Here is a 14334-nt window from a genome sequence, read left to right as displayed (position 1 = left end):
TATCTGTGCCTAAATTTACTACGAGTGAAAATAGTGTCTTTGAGGATTGCAGAGGTCTAAATGAAAAACGTATTACTTGCTCTATTGCTAGTTGTTGTGCTCCCTACCAATGCCAAAACAAGAACCGAAACGGCAGGGGATATATTGCAAGTCGCGCTACCTTTGGCAGGTCTAGGTGTTGCGTGGTGGAAGGGGGATGACGAAGGTGTAGAGCAACAAATTAAAGGCGCATTAATCACGGGGGCTATTACCCATGGATTGAAATTCGCCATTGAAGAACAACGTCCAAATGGCAAAAGTTGGGACTCATTCCCGAGTGGACATACCTCTGCGGCGTTTAGCGGGGCGGCTTTCCTGCATCACCGTTATGGTATTGAATATGGGTTGCCAGCGTATGTTGCAGCTTCCTATGTAGGTTACAGCCGTTGCTATGCTTCCAAACATTGGGAAACGGACGTTCTCGCGGGAGCAGTGTTAGCCTATACGGTTAGCTATTATGTAACCACAGAATATAATGATCCGTGCCTTTCAATAGCACCTGCACGATTTGGCAATACAGATGCTCAAGGTATTTTGTTTAGCTATTCCATATAAGTGAAATAGTGGAGAGCTAATACGTTAGCTCTGTAATAGGCTGAAGTTTACGTTCCCATTTATCATTGCAACATTTAATCGGTCTACACTATCTAGGGTTGTTGATAAAATAGACAGGGATGTTGGATGAAAAAGCGTTTGTTGAAAAAGCGTTTGTCGAAAAAGCTATGGACAACAGGCTGTGCCTTGATGATGACGTTCGGCGCTGGAGCTCAGGCCGAATCTTACGTGCGCTATGCGTATGAAAACCAGATCAAATATGGCAGCCTGCAAGGCGATAAAGTTCAACCTTTAAAAGGATCACTCTTTAAAACCCCCTTCACCGGATGGCAAACCTTTAAAGTTAAACCAAGTCGAAATACTTGTCCCGACAATACCAGAAAAGGTGTTTGCGGTCGGGATGAATTTTGCCAGCCATATATCTTCTGATAACGGGTCACCACCGCCTTTGTTCCTGAAACTACCATCTTCATTGATTACTACTGGTGAGCCGATTGTGTTTCCTCATGATGCAAAGAATGTGCATTTCGAAGGAGAACTGGTGCTGGTGATTGGCCAGGAGTTAAAGAATGCAAATGAAGATGAAGCCAAAGAAGCAATATTTGGTGTACTGGCTGGCAATGATTTAACTGAGCGCAGTTGGCAAAGCCGCGATTTGCAATGGATGCGGGCGAAAGCCAGTGATGGGTTTGGCCCAATCAGCAATACAATAGTGACCAATGTGGATTATAACAATGTGCTGCTGACTACCCGCCTTAATGGTGACATTGTCCAACAAGAGAGCACTAAAAATATGATTCACAAACCGGCCAAAGTGGTCAGTTACCTGAGCCAGTATTTTACCCTAAAGCCTGGAGATTTGGTGTTTATGGGTACGCCAGGGCGGACTAAAGCACTTAAAAGAGGTGATATTGTATCAGTCGAAATTGAAGGGGTAGGGATAGTCGAGAACCTTATTCAATAGAGAGAGGCTTGTAGAGGACGAATCAAATAGAAAAAAGGTTGAGGTACTACCAGCATGACAGATACTGAGAGGTGCTTGCTATTGAGCAGTCAGTGATTAGATAATCAGCCTGATAACTCAGGAGACTGGAATGGAACAAATTTATTTTGCTGGCGGCTGCCTTTGGGGTGTTCAGGAGTTTATGAGACACCTACCCGGAGTGATTGCTACAGAGGCCGGCCGAGCAAATGGTACGACGCAAACAACACAAAGTGACTACGATGGTTATGCCGAATGCGTTCAGATTCAGTTTGACGCCAAGATCGTGAGCGTGGAGCAGTTAATGGGCTACTTGTTCGAGATTATTGATCCCTACAGTATTAACAAGCAGGGTGAGGATGTTGGCGAAAAATACCGTACAGGCGTGTATAGCAAAGACCCGGCACACCTTCTGTTAGCCCAAGAGTATATTAATGCCCGCGAAGATAAAGATCGTATCGCGGTCGAAGTGCTACCTTTGACCAACTATGTCAAGAGCGATGAAGAGCACCAGGATAGATTGACGCGCTTTCCTAACGACTATTGCCACATTCCGCTGGATTTACTGCACAAATACAAGAGTACAAAATGAGCTTAATATAAGCGATTTAGCAAATTAGAAATAATAAGCCCGAGCCAATGACTCGGGCTTATTATTTAAGGTCTGTGTAGATTAAGGCTTATGTTGTTGAGCGCTTATGATTGCTACTCGCAAAGATCCAATTCGTTATGGATCAACACCACACATTGAGAAGCGAAGATCATCTTAGGACCTAAGCTGATCTTTTGGGTGCCGAGGCGTTCCAAGCTTTTGAAGGTCTTCTTCGGCATTGGAATATGGTCGGTCAACAGGAAGCAGGAGTTGCCGCTGAACTCTTGTTCGCGGATTGAAGCTCCTTTCTTGTCCATCATGTATAGCTGGTAATCTTCAGCTAGATCTTTCACAAGCTTTTCGAAGCTTAGCGTGCGGACGGTAATACCCGGCTCGACTTGCCGCTCTTGCTCTTTGGTCATCCCACGTGATGCATCGAGAGCTTTAGCCACTTTGCTCAGCAGTGCTTGCTCATGGAAACCACCGATATTGGTCATTTCATTGGCAACAAATGTCACTGTACGGGAGAAGTCCTGGGTGCTTTCCAATACCAGGTGAACAATTACATCTTCACGGTGCGATTGCGCCACAAAGATTGAATTCATTAGGGTGTGGGCCAAAATTTCGGTGTGAGCTTCTTGGCCAACTGAAGCCAGTAGTAGCTGGCTGTCGGTAGGAGCGGATCGGGCTCGTAATACAAAGGCGCGCATTGAAGAATGTCCTACAGAAAAAATACTTTTGAATCAGGGATCTGATAATCAGTCGAGAACTCTCGGTAATCAGAGGTGCAAGATTATCGCACCTTTGCTGTGAGATGTAACTGAAATAATGCCTGTGTGCTAACTGAGGTAATGCGACTGACGATAAAAAGGCCACCGATACCTGAAACAAACAGCCTAAGTTCATGTAAACAGCTTATAGCTCAAACACGTCTGAGATGGTATCTATCATCTGGTCGTAATACGGGTTGAATGTCAGTCTGGCGTGGACTTTATTCGGTTCTCGGTGATCCCAAGCGCTGAACCAGACTTCACCGCCAGAGCGGCAGTAATCTTCTGCCTCTTGCGATTCTTGCCCATTACGACAAATCGTTTCACTACCATTGATACCGTAATAAGGGTTATCCGGTGAGTATAAGATGCCCATATGGGACATATTACTCACTCGCAATTCGGGTACTCGGCTGTTTAGATAAACGACATTATCTTCTGCAGGTTCAGGGCTCGTGCCAAACCACATTAGCTTGTTGCCAGGGTGGGTGAACCGAGTTAGAAATACCTCGCGGATAGCTTTGGTATCTAGAACACTGTCATGTTCAGTCAGAACCATGAACGTAGGGCGGTCAAAATACCGTTTGTCTAAATCTTCCATGGTCGCTTTGCTGGTGTGGTAATACTGGGCAAAGCCATTGGTGGGCATGTTGCTGTAGCGAGTATAGTTGGTTTCACCATTGGGTATGTTTGTGCGAAGCCAAGGCCTTACTGTTGAAAGCAAAGGGGTCATAAATGCCATTGGCTCATTAGATTGAAAGCCTGGTGAAAACAGCATCAGTCCTGCAATGTCTGTGTTATCAGCCGCATGAAGGTAGGCAAGGTTCCCTCCTGTTGAAAAGCCGCCTAAATAAACCTCATCGACCTCTTGTTCCAGTAATTGTACCTGTTTATCAACGAGCTTTTGCCACTGCTCATGATCTGCATTCATCATATCTGCTGGGCGGGTGCCATGGCCATCAAGTAGAACCGTTCTGACCAGGAAGCCGCTATCAGCTAATGATTGGCTGATATCGACAAAAGACCACGGGGAATCGCCCAAACCGTGGATAAGTAGTATCCCTTTTCTTGACGTGTCAGAAGATTGGGCAGGTTGTGATGGGGCTGGTTCTGATTGAGGTTTTACTTCAAAAGGCATGTTCGCCTTTAATTCTTGTTGCTTATTCTCAGTCAAAAAATAGCGATGCTGGATGAGTTGCCGTTCAGTTTGGTCAAGGTACTCAGCAAAAGACTGGTAGCTGTTGACAGTCTGGCTGCCAGAAGGTTGATATAAAGGATGCTCAACTGTGCTTTGGCAACCGGCTAGGGTAAGTGCGGCAACAGTCGCACTGAGTATTATTGTTTTACTTGGTTTCATGGCGATGTATTGAGTAACGTTATTGTTTGTCGGGTTAAGGCTACCATTCTGAATATGAATAGAGGATTAAGACGCTATTTATTACGTTATTATTCAGGAAAAAGTTGTGTGCTTATGTCAAAATGCGCCGTCTCCATCAAGAAATCTGTAATGTAATGAACTATCAAGCTGCTATTTTCGATATGGATGGTTTGCTTCTCGATACGGAACGTGTCTGTATGCGTATCTTTAAAGAAGCATGTGAGGTACAAAACCTTCCATTTCATGAAGATGTTTACCTTTCTATCATCGGTCGTAACGCGGCGGGAATCGAGGTGATTTTCCGCAAAGCCTATGGCGATGATTTAGACCGTCTGCATAACGAGTGGCGTACTCGTTACACTGCAGTGGTAAAGCATCAAGCAATCCCGGTAAAAGAGGGAGTGATAGAGCTATTGGAGTGGCTTAAATCGAAAGGAACGCCGATTGCTATCGCGACGTCTACTGCCAAAGATGTTGCCAAAACAAAATTAGAACTAGCGGGTATTGCCAAGTACTTCGATAACCTGACAACCGGTTGTGAAGTGGCGAATGGTAAGCCTCATCCAGAGATCTACCAGTTAGCGGCCAGCCGTCTTAATGTAGAGCCTGAGCACTGTTTGGCTTTTGAGGACTCAAACAATGGTGTTCGTGCTGCGGTTGCAGCGAAAATGAAAACCTACCAAATTCCTGATTTGGTTGAGCCTTGCGATGAAGTACGCCAGTTTGGTCATGCGATTGTCCCTTCGCTGTGCGATGTACTAGCGGAGTTGCAATCGGCATAAGCCTAAGCCCCAAAGCCTCTGTTTTTTTAACAGAGGCTTTTTCTTAGCTCGAAGGTTTATTCTTATTTCGATAGAGGAAGTTAGGTAAGTAAACCTGTCTTTTCCGTCATTCAAACTTCAACCAAGCAAACCGGTGCGTCAACGCTGCACTGATAGCCTGTTGGAGTGATTTCTCCCGTTTCAATGTCACGGTGAAAACTCACGATATTGTTTGAATGCTGGTTGGCAACGATAAGACATCGACCATCATCGGAAAGATTGAAATCTCTTGGAAATTGTCCATGGCAATCATAGGCATTGAGATGCATTGGCTGCTCGCCAGAAACGTCAAAAGTACTGATTTTGTTCTGCGCTCGGCAGGACACATAGAGGTATTTTTCATCCTCAGAAAGGCGGATAGCCGATGCCGCTTCGCCGCTAGCCACACCCGGTAATAGCTCGCATTGCTCATATACCTGCCAGCTATCGCCATGCTTGGCTAAAGTGACAAGCGTTTCAGAGAGCTCACACACTACGTAAGCGCGACTTTCATTGTGGCTAAATACTATGTGGCGAGGCCCAGAGCCTGGCGGCATGGCAAGGCTTTGAACTAATTGGAAGGTGTGCTTGTTATCGTATTGGTAAAACCGAATACGATCAGAGCCGAGATCAACAACGGCCAGTTGGTTGGAATGTGTTAAGAAGGTGACCTGATGGGCATGAGGAGCTGTCTGCCGGTCAGTATTTGGGCCACAACCATCTTCGTATAAGTTTGCAACAGCATGTAAAGGCCTTCCGCTATCATCAAGCAGATAAACAGACACATTTCCCGAGCCATAATTTGCAACAGCTAGGTAGGGGGCTTTGGTATCTACATGGCAAGGGTAATCACCTGCGATAGGTAAGAAAGCATTGCCAAGTTCTGACGAAAACTGAAGCGCCGCACCTTCTTCTTGAGATATTTCACTAAAGCTATAGAGGCCATTAGCCGTGGTGGTTAGGTAAGAAGGATTACGAAGTGAGGTTAAATCTTCGCAGCGGGTGAGTTCGCCCGATACTGGGTCTAACTTGATCTGGGCAATACCGGTACTGGTACTTGGTGCATCGGTATAGGTACCGACATAAAAGTGCAGATGATTGTGAGTTGCCATGAACAGCCTTGAAAAACAACTAAAAAAACTGCCCATACCATGCCTTTTGACCAAGACAACAGCAATGAGTTTAAGGCTTTATAGCGCCAAAATGTGAAGCAGTTGTCTGGTTTGGCTGCAAATATTGTTTGTTGCTTTAAGTGAGATTGATTTGAATAGGGCAATTTTGTACAAAATTCACAAAGGTCGTTAAGCTAGACTGGCATCACAGGAAAAGTGAGTGAGCAATGTCAGAGAAAACAAAGAAATTCAAAGAGGATGCGAGTTTCTCAATCGCCGATGAGCTGGGCGGCCTTGAATTACTGCAGGCCAAATACAAGCGCCAGAATTTTTCACGCCACAGCCATGAAGGTTACACCATAGGCGTGATTGAAAAAGGTGCACAGCGTTTTTACCGCACCGGTGGCAACCATGTTGCACCCAAAGATCATATCATCTTGGTCAATGCCGATGAGGTACACACCGGTCATGCTGCAACTGAAGGAGGCTGGGAGTATAGGGCGATGTACCCGCTGCCAGAGCAGTTCGCCGCGATGACTGAGGGTATAGGCCCCCATCCATCAGTGCCTTACTTTCCTGAACCGGTGGTGCATGACCCCGAGGTTGCGCAGCAGCTACGTTTGGTTTTTTCTACCCTGGAAAACTCTGACAATCGTCTTTTACGTGAAACCTTGGTATATGGTGCGCTGGTTAAGCTAATGGCTAGGCACAGCAAAACCCGCAGTGAGTTTGAACCGCGGACTCGTGTTCAGAAGCAAGTGCTGTTGGTGAAAACGTTTCTTGATGATTTTCCGCAAGCAGATGTGTCACTGGAAGAGCTTGCTTCTTTAGCAGGCTATAGTCCTTACTATTTAGTTCGGGCATTTCAAAAAGAGTTTGGTCTTCCTCCCCATGCATACCAGATACAAAGTCGCTTACGCTATGCAAGGAAACTGCTGAAATCAGGACATTCAATTTCAGATGCCGCACAGGAAGCAGGTTTTCATGATCAGAGTCACTTCCATCGCCATTTCAAGCGTGCGATGGGCATAACCCCCAAACAATACACCCACTCGCTAAGCTAACTGTAAATTGGGTAATTTTGTACAAGTATTGATTACGTTTTTTTGGCGAGATGAAGACATGATTTCGAAACAAAGAAGAAAGAGACATGGTGGATACAACGTTAGTGGATGATTTAGACCAAACCCGAAGATCGCATTTATTTGGCCAGGGTGCTGTAGCCATGTTGCCACTGAGCATTGCGGTTATCCCATGGGGACTATTGGCAGGGTCTTTTGCGATTGATGCCGGACTGAACCCTTGGGAAAGCCAAGCGATGTCAGCCATTTTATTTGCGGGATCGGCGCAACTAGTGGCGACAGGTATGTTCAAGGCCGGGGCTGGACTGCTTACCATGATGCTGGCGACTTTCTTTATTACCTCACGGCACTTTCTCTACAGCGTATCGATGCGAGAGAAAATCAGCCCGTTGCCATTGCGATGGCGTTTGGGGCTGGGTTTTCTTTTAACCGATGAGTTATTTGCCATCTGTGGTCAGCAATCAATAAAGCAATTTAACCGTTGGTATGCGTTAGGCGCGGGTTTGAGTTTCTATTTGGCGTGGAATGCGGCGACGCTGGTTGGGATTGTCGCTGGTAGTTATATCCCAGCGCTGAATGAGCTAGGACTCGAGTTTGCTGTTGCGGCAACGTTTATTGCCTTGGTGATACCTCATGTCATAAACCTCCCGGTAGTTTTCGCAGTGTTGGCTGCACTTGGCTTATCAATCACCTTGAACTATTTCGAAATTGGTGGGGCATTAATGATCTCAAGTCTGGGCGGCATGCTAGCTGGCTACTTTGCGGAAAAATGGCGAGGTGAGCAGGGATGATTATTATATCGATTTTAGTGCTGACGTCGTTGGTGTTTTTGAGTCGTTATTTGTTCTTAGAGCCTAAACTGCCACTAAAAATAAACCCTGAATTGCAGCGTTTGCTGAAATACTCAAGCCCTGCAGTACTGACAGCGATTTGGGCACCCATTGTATTTATGCCCGAAGGGGAAGGGTTGTGGCTAGCTTTTGATAACCCGTATTTGTTATCTGCACTACTAGCCGCAATCCTCGCCTGGAGAACAAGAAATGTCCTGCTGACCACTGTTGTGAGTATGGTTGTGTTTCTGATATTGAATCTGGTGATATTTTAGGGGGTTAGCTGTGTTTTAAACTGTATCACTATGAGCAAGATCACATTACATCTATTGCTGTTGGATAGTTGATACTGTAAAACATGCATCCCCTTACCGCGGCATTCTTAAGCAGAGAAGGTATTATGAAATCAAAGATGTACTCAACATTCGCTAGCGAATATGACGAAGTAATTCAAGATAACATTTATAACGCTCACTTAGAGCGTCCAACACTTCAAGCAATGCTGCCAGCCCTTAACGATCTTGATGTGTTAGATCTAGGCTGTGGCTCGGGAGTCTATGCAAAATACTTGCTTGAGCACGGTGCCAAACACGTTACTTGTATTGATTACTCTGAAGAAATGGTTCAGTTAGTCGCGAGCAAGGCACAAAACGCACAGCTAACCGATAAGGTAATTGCTTATGCTCAGGATCTTTCAAAAGGGCTACCGAAGGAAAAGGATGCCAGCGCTGATTTGGTCATTTCTCCACTGATGGTACATTACTTGGAAGATCTAAATCCACTGTTCAGAGATGTTCATCGTGTCTTGAGAGCGGGTGGTTCGTTTGTGTTTTCAACCCACCATCCGTTTGCTGATTTTGAATGCACGCAAAGCGGAAACTACTTCGAGCGCGAATTAGTGCAAGAAGAGTGGAATACAGTGGGTAAACCTGTTCAAGTTAGCTTTTACCGCCGCTCGCTGACTGAAATCATGAGCGCGTTAACCCAGAATGGCTTGGTGATCACCCAGCTCTCTGAGGGTGAAGTGTCAGAGAAGGTCAAGGAAATGGATGTAGGCCGCTACGAATACTTATCGAAGAACCCAAACTTCATTTTTATTAAGTGTCAGAAACTCGCTTAATACTTAGCGATTGTTGATGTGAAATAAGGCCGAGTTTACTTACTCGGCCTTTTTGCATCTATCAAGGGTGAGAGAATGCGCGAATAGTCGTCATTACAATGTTATCTATCTTCTGTTCAAGCTCTTCACCTTCAGGTAAAGGCAATATATCCAGTACCATAGGCCAAAACAGTTGTCCCTGTAATAGGCTGACATAAACACTAGTAATCGTTTGGACATCTCGAGCGAATAGCTTTTTTGCCACAAGCGCTTGTGCGAACCACTGGCTTACTGCGTGTGTATGATACAGGCGCTGAGTAATGGATTTTGCCAAGTCAGGTTGGCGGAAAAACTCCATCAAAATGGTGCGCGACAATTCAATGCCATATTGCTCGTAAATGATCTTTAACTCATGCTGAGTGATTAACCGTAGCTGATCTTCCAGTGGCTTATCTACATCAAACTGATACTGCTCTTCTTCGACGGACCTCTCTCTAATCTCGGTCAGTACGGCTTCAAATAACAACTCTTTACTTTCAAAGTGTCGGTAAAGCGTCCTCTTTGAGACTTCTGCCACCTGGCAAATATTGTTCATGTTGGCAGCTAAAAAACCGTTTTTTATAAATTCTTGTTTGGCCGCATTAACGATAGCTAACCTTTTTTGTTCTGAACGCGTCATCGATTCATTCCGTGATGGTTTTCACTGAGTTTAGCAACGTATTGTCATAAGGTAAACTCATAAGTTTACTTTTGTTGGTTGCTGAACTAGAATCCGCCCAAAATTGCTGTACAGATTTTGATCGTCCAAAAATGGGGCGACATTTCTTTCCTTTCCTATAAGGAGGATGTTGTGGAAAACATTCAAAAATTATTTAACCAGTACTCGTTAAAGACGCTTGCTGTGTCAGTAAGCTTGGCTTTTGTCGGTTTGACGTTATTTGGCTGTGGCCAGGATACAGCACCACAAGCTGGTACTTCACAAGAAGTAGCGTCGAAACAAGCCGTTGTAAGGCCAGCTCTGACAGAGGTAGTGTCAGCAACACGTAGCAATAACCTGAGTTTTAATGGTGTTGTCCGCGCTGCTGAACGAGCTGACTTGGCGTTTCGTGTAGGCGGGCGGTTGACAGAGCTGCTGGTTGGCGAAGGTGACAAAGTTAAAAAAGGTCAGCTATTAGCCCGTCTAGATTCACGGGATGCAACAACAGCATTGGCTTCTGCAAAGTTAGAACTCAACAATACTGAAGCTGAGTACTTACGCGCAAAAGCGATTTATGACAAGAGCAAAGCGATTTCAAAAAGCCAGTTGGATGAAATCACCACACGCTATAACTTGGCGAAAAATAAAAGAGATGAAGCACAGCGCCAATTAGATTATACACGCATAGAAGCTCCGTTCGATGGCATCATCGGCCGCCGATATGTTGATAATTTCGTGCAAATGCAAGCCAATAACCCGGTGTTTACGCTTCACAATATTGATGAACTTGAGGTTGTAATTCAAATACCTGATAGAGTGATGCTATCGAATGTCAGCGGTACGGAGGCTAAAGCCGAAATCAATGGTATTTCAAATCATCTTTTTGACCTTTCGTTGAAAACATTTGCGACTCAGGCTGATCCAGTTAGTCAAACCTACCCAGTTGTATTGGCGTTCAGTGATATTCAAGGCTTTCGGGTATTGCCAGGGATGACAGTAAAAGTGATCCCAGCAGAAACTGGCGAGCTTGATCAAGACTCAATAATCACAGTGCCTTTGATTGCTGTAGTACCAGATAACCAAGGCAAACAGTACGTATGGGTTGTGGCTGAAGATAATACTGTCAGTAAGCGATACGTAGAAGTAGGGGCGTTAAGCCGCGACCGGTTAGAGATCATCAAAAATCTGAGCAGCGGTGAACAAGTGGTAGTTGCTGGCGTATCGAGCTTGGTGGAAGGGATGAAAGTTCGCCCAATGAAAACTGCGAGTAGTTTGGGAGTGACAACGAGCTGGGCAGTTCAAGAGGGCCAGCAATGAATATTGCTCGTTATACGTTAGCTAAGCGAACTAGCGTTTGGGTTTTAATTGGGTTGATTTTGCTCGGTGGTTATATCAGCTACCTAAAGTTAGGCCGATTTGAAGATCCAGAGTTTATCATCCGCCAAGCTGTGATAAATACCGCTTATTCAGGTGCAACTGCACAAGAAGTCGCTGATGAAGTCACAGATGTGATTGAAGGGGCGGTTCAGTCTTTGCAGGAATTGAAAGAGGTCAAATCGGTTTCCAAGCAAGGCATGTCGGAAGTGACGGTGGAAATCAAACTTGAGTTCGCCAAAACAAATGCTGATTTGCAACAAGTTTGGGACAAGTTACGCCGTAAGGTTGCTGATGCTCAGCGATTGTTACCACCAGGAGCTAGTCCATCGATCGTAAATGATGACTTTGCAGATGTATATGCACTGTTTTTTGCCGTAACCGGTGAAGGTTTTAGTGATAAGCAACTGCAGGATTATGTTGATAGTTTGCGTCGTGAATTGGTGCTAGTGCCAGGTGTCGCCAAAACAGCGACACTGGCGGAGCGACAGGAAACGATTTTTGTTGAGATATCCAGTGAGCGCTTGGCGTCTTTTGGGGTATCGGCTGAGCAGGTATTCCAAGTACTGCAGAAGCAAAACTTGGTAACAGTGGCTGGCGCTATCGATGCGCAAGATATGCGAATTCCGGTTATCCCGGTTTCCAATATCCTCTCATTTGATGATCTGCGAAACTTGCAAATCGGTGTTGGGCAAGACAATACCGTGATGCGGCTTGGGGATATTGCCAAGGTGACACGCGGATACCAAGAGCCTGCTAGCATGCTGATGCGTTATAACGGCCAACGTGCTGTGGGTTTTGGTATTTCCAATGTGACCGGAGGCAATGTTGTCGAAATGGGGGATGCCGTTAAGGCAAGACTTGCTGAACTGGAAGGCCAGAGACCATTGGGCGTTGAACTTCACGCGATCTCGATGCAGTCAGATTCGGTTAGAGATTCTGTAGCAAACTTTATCGATAACCTAATCGCCGCTGTTGTCATTGTATTTGTCGTTCTGCTGATGTTCATGGGGTTACGCTCAGGCTTGATCATAGGCTTTGTGCTATTGCTTACTGTTGCAGGTACGCTTTGCATCATGCTCATCGAAGATATAGCTATGCAGCGTATCTCGTTGGGAGCTTTGATTATTGCTTTGGGCATGCTGGTGGACAATGCCATTGTAGTGACTGACGGTATTTTGGTTAGGCTTCAGCAAGATCCAGAGCAGGACAGAGAAACGGTCGTTACAGAAGTTGTCGACGCGACAAAGTGGCCGCTTTTAGGCGGTACTGTAGTCGGTATTTTTGCTTTCAGTGCGATAGGGCTGTCACCATCTGATATGGGGGAATACGCAGGTTCATTATTTTGGGTGATCCTCTACTCCATGTTTTTGAGTTGGGTGTTTGCGGTTACCGTTACCCCGATGCTCTGCCATGACTTTCTAAAAGTCAAAGCTGCAAAGGGCAAGGTTAAAGTTAGCTCGATGATGAGCATGTACAAAGCGTTATTGGTTTGGGTGTTGCAGCACCGTATTGCTACTGTCTCTATACTTGTCGCCTTGTTGGCCTTCGCTATTTATGGACTACGCTTTGTGCCACCTGGTTTTATGCCGGAATCACAACGACCGCAGTTCGTCGTAGACGTTTACCTGCCGCAGGGCTCTGATATTCAACGCACAGAGCGATTTGTACACAATATAGAGTCAGATATAAAAGCCAAAGATGGCGTAACCAACATTACCAGCTTTATTGGCGGTGGTGGCCTCCGGTTCATGCTGACTTACGCACCGGAAGCTCGGAATACTAGTTATGGTCAGCTTTTGATTGATGTCGACGACTATACCAAGATTGCACCTATGCTGACTGAATTGCAGGATGAACTGTCGGCTAAGTATACCGACGCCTCCATTAAAGTGTGGAAGTTCATGTTGGGCCGCGGCGGTGGCAAAAAAATAGAAGCAGGTTTCAAAGGACCAGATAGTCATTTATTGCGGCAGCTTGCTGAGCAAGCCAAGGCAATTATGTATGCTGATGCTAATCTGATCGCAATTCAAGATGACTGGCGCCAGCAAGTACCCGTGTTGAGCCCGGTGTACTCACCGGAGAAAGCCCAGCGCTTTGGGTTGACCACACAGGAGATTAACCAGGCTATCGCTCAAACATTAACAGGACGAAATGTCGGCGTATACCGCGAAGGGGATAACTTGATACCCATTGTTGTGCGTTCCCCGGAAAATGAGCGTAACCATCAGCGTGCTGTTGAAAACACGGAAGTGTTTAGTGCGTCTGCGGGGGGATATATCCCAGTGAGTCAGTTGGTCGACTCGGTTAACGTGGTATACCAAAATGCAATTTTGCGCCGTATCAATCGTGTTCCCACTATTTTGGTACAAGCTGATCCTGCGCCGGGTGTATTGACAGCGGATGCGTTCAATAGTGTTCGTTCTAAAATTGAAGCGATCGATTTACCACCCGGTTATGAGTTGATTTGGTATGGTGAATATAAGGCATCGAAGGATGCCAATGAAGGGCTAGTCATCTCTGCACCTTATGGGTTTGCTGCGATGATCTTGTCGGTGATATTCATGTTCAATGCTATCCGCCAGCCGTTGGTGATTTGGCTTACCGCTCCATTAGCCGTTATTGGGGTGACAGTTGGCTTAATTGCTTTTCAAACGCCGTTTGAGTTTATGGCAATATTGGGCTTTTTAAGCTTGATTGGCATGATGGTGAAAAACGCAATTGTATTGGTAGACCAAGCGAATATGGAGATCGAGCAAGGGAAAATCCCTTACTTTGCTATCATCGATGCAGCAACGAGCCGAGCAAGGCCTGTATTACTTGGTGCGCTAACGACCATATTAGGTGTTGCACCTTTACTTATAGACCCGTTCTTTAAGAGCATGGCGGTGACAATTATGTTCGGCTTGTTGTTTGCGACAGTCTTAACGCTGGTCGTTATACCTCTATTGTATGCTGTTCTTTTTAGAGTAAAAGTAGAGTCTTACGATTAACCGAGTGAAAAATAAAGCTCAGCAAGATAAA

At 45.5% G+C, this 14334-nt stretch carries 13 protein-coding genes and 1 pseudogene; 10 read left to right on the top strand and 4 right to left on the bottom strand.

The annotated features are described in order from the left end of the window. Positions 1–60: 60 nt before the first annotated feature. The 3 genes and pseudogenes from ACXAD4_RS17880 (at position 61) to ACXAD4_RS17870 (ending at position 2168) form a co-directional block, all read left to right on the top strand. Positions 61–594 carry a phosphatase PAP2 family protein gene (locus ACXAD4_RS17880; protein WP_475243144.1) on the top strand — a complete coding sequence of 178 codons (534 nt, stop codon included), beginning with the start codon at positions 61–63 and terminating at the stop codon, positions 592–594. Positions 595–783: 189 nt separating this feature from the next. Further along, positions 784–1558 (top strand): annotated as a pseudogene (locus ACXAD4_RS17875) (fumarylacetoacetate hydrolase family protein). A gap of 130 nt (positions 1559–1688) precedes the next feature. Beyond that, positions 1689–2168: a peptide-methionine (S)-S-oxide reductase gene (locus tag ACXAD4_RS17870; protein WP_475243142.1), complete on the top strand. Its 480-nt coding sequence runs from the start codon at positions 1689–1691 to the stop codon at positions 2166–2168. A 113-nt stretch (positions 2169–2281) separates the two neighbouring features. Here ACXAD4_RS17870 and trmY read toward each other — a convergent pair whose 3' ends face one another. Both trmY and ACXAD4_RS17860 read right to left on the bottom strand, forming a co-directional pair. After that, entirely contained in the window at positions 2282–2878 is a 597-nt protein-coding gene (gene trmY / locus ACXAD4_RS17865) for a tRNA (pseudouridine(54)-N(1))-methyltransferase TrmY (RefSeq protein ID WP_475243141.1), read from the bottom strand. Positions 2879–3083: 205 nt separating this feature from the next. After that, entirely contained in the window at positions 3084–4295 is a 1212-nt protein-coding gene (locus ACXAD4_RS17860) for an alpha/beta hydrolase (RefSeq protein ID WP_475243140.1), read from the bottom strand. A 155-nt stretch (positions 4296–4450) separates the two neighbouring features. On the opposite strand from ACXAD4_RS17860, the gene ACXAD4_RS17855 reads away from it, so the two are divergent. Next, positions 4451–5098, top strand: coding sequence for an HAD family hydrolase (locus ACXAD4_RS17855; RefSeq protein ID WP_475243138.1), 648 nt, complete (start codon positions 4451–4453; stop codon positions 5096–5098). Between the two features lie 110 nt (positions 5099–5208). Here ACXAD4_RS17855 and ACXAD4_RS17850 read toward each other — a convergent pair whose 3' ends face one another. Further along, positions 5209–6228: a lactonase family protein gene (locus ACXAD4_RS17850; protein WP_475243136.1), complete on the bottom strand. Its 1020-nt coding sequence runs from the start codon at positions 6226–6228 to the stop codon at positions 5209–5211. Positions 6229–6455: 227 nt separating this feature from the next. Between ACXAD4_RS17850 and ACXAD4_RS17845 the strand changes: the two genes are divergently transcribed. The 4 genes from ACXAD4_RS17845 to ACXAD4_RS17830 all read left to right on the top strand — a co-directional run bounded on the left by ACXAD4_RS17845 (position 6456) and on the right by ACXAD4_RS17830 (position 9260). After that, the gene (locus tag ACXAD4_RS17845) at positions 6456–7292 is read left to right on the top strand and encodes an AraC family transcriptional regulator (protein WP_475243135.1); all 837 of its coding nucleotides are present in this window, start codon (positions 6456–6458) and stop codon (positions 7290–7292) included. An 86-nt stretch (positions 7293–7378) separates the two neighbouring features. Continuing rightward, on the top strand, positions 7379–8101 hold the full coding sequence (locus tag ACXAD4_RS17840; protein ID WP_475243133.1) for an AzlC family ABC transporter permease: 723 nt from the start codon (positions 7379–7381) through the stop codon (positions 8099–8101). Then, positions 8098–8415 (top strand): AzlD domain-containing protein, encoded by a 318-nt coding sequence (locus ACXAD4_RS17835; protein ID WP_475243132.1) that lies wholly within the window; start codon positions 8098–8100, stop codon positions 8413–8415. The genes ACXAD4_RS17840 and ACXAD4_RS17835 overlap by 4 nt, the downstream gene beginning before the upstream one ends. 125 nt (positions 8416–8540) lie before the next feature. Next, on the top strand, positions 8541–9260 hold the full coding sequence (locus ACXAD4_RS17830; RefSeq protein WP_475243131.1) for a class I SAM-dependent methyltransferase: 720 nt from the start codon (positions 8541–8543) through the stop codon (positions 9258–9260). A gap of 61 nt (positions 9261–9321) precedes the next feature. On the opposite strand, the gene ACXAD4_RS17825 is transcribed toward ACXAD4_RS17830, so the two are convergent. Next, positions 9322–9918 (bottom strand): TetR/AcrR family transcriptional regulator, encoded by a 597-nt coding sequence (locus ACXAD4_RS17825; RefSeq protein ID WP_475243130.1) that lies wholly within the window; start codon positions 9916–9918, stop codon positions 9322–9324. Positions 9919–10089: 171 nt separating this feature from the next. Here ACXAD4_RS17825 and ACXAD4_RS17820 point away from each other — a divergent pair, with 171 nt between their 5' ends. Together ACXAD4_RS17820 and ACXAD4_RS17815 are read left to right on the top strand one after the other, a co-directional pair. After that, a complete protein-coding gene (locus tag ACXAD4_RS17820) occupies positions 10090–11253 on the top strand; it encodes an efflux RND transporter periplasmic adaptor subunit (protein ID WP_475243129.1) in 1164 nt (387 codons plus the stop codon). Beyond that, complete coding sequence (locus tag ACXAD4_RS17815; protein ID WP_475243128.1) at positions 11250–14303, top strand: efflux RND transporter permease subunit; 3054 nt, start codon at positions 11250–11252, stop codon at positions 14301–14303. Before ACXAD4_RS17820 ends, ACXAD4_RS17815 begins: the two co-directional genes overlap by 4 nt. Positions 14304–14334 lie beyond the last annotated feature (31 nt).

It is taken from the genome of Photobacterium sp. AWH4_225, assembly GCF_056158405.1.
The sequence above is the reverse complement of the archived record's forward strand: the minus strand, read 5'-3'. Positions and strand labels throughout refer to the sequence as shown.

Coding starts and splice junctions, on each gene's coding strand:
- ACXAD4_RS17880 (WP_475243144.1), top strand. CDS start 61: ATGAAAAACGTATTACTTGCTCTATTGCTAGTTGTTGTGCTCCCTACC.
- ACXAD4_RS17870 (WP_475243142.1), top strand. CDS start 1,689: ATGGAACAAATTTATTTTGCTGGCGGCTGCCTTTGGGGTGTTCAGGAG.
- ACXAD4_RS17860 (WP_475243140.1), bottom strand. CDS start 4,295: ATGAAACCAAGTAAAACAATAATACTCAGTGCGACTGTTGCCGCACTT.
- ACXAD4_RS17855 (WP_475243138.1), top strand. CDS start 4,451: ATGAACTATCAAGCTGCTATTTTCGATATGGATGGTTTGCTTCTCGAT.
- ACXAD4_RS17850 (WP_475243136.1), bottom strand. CDS start 6,228: ATGGCAACTCACAATCATCTGCACTTTTATGTCGGTACCTATACCGAT.
- trmY (WP_475243141.1), bottom strand. CDS start 2,878: ATGCGCGCCTTTGTATTACGAGCCCGATCCGCTCCTACCGACAGCCAG.
- ACXAD4_RS17830 (WP_475243131.1), top strand. CDS start 8,541: ATGAAATCAAAGATGTACTCAACATTCGCTAGCGAATATGACGAAGTA.
- ACXAD4_RS17845 (WP_475243135.1), top strand. CDS start 6,456: ATGTCAGAGAAAACAAAGAAATTCAAAGAGGATGCGAGTTTCTCAATC.
- ACXAD4_RS17835 (WP_475243132.1), top strand. CDS start 8,098: ATGATTATTATATCGATTTTAGTGCTGACGTCGTTGGTGTTTTTGAGT.
- ACXAD4_RS17825 (WP_475243130.1), bottom strand. CDS start 9,918: ATGACGCGTTCAGAACAAAAAAGGTTAGCTATCGTTAATGCGGCCAAA.
- ACXAD4_RS17840 (WP_475243133.1), top strand. CDS start 7,379: ATGGTGGATACAACGTTAGTGGATGATTTAGACCAAACCCGAAGATCG.
- ACXAD4_RS17815 (WP_475243128.1), top strand. CDS start 11,250: ATGAATATTGCTCGTTATACGTTAGCTAAGCGAACTAGCGTTTGGGTT.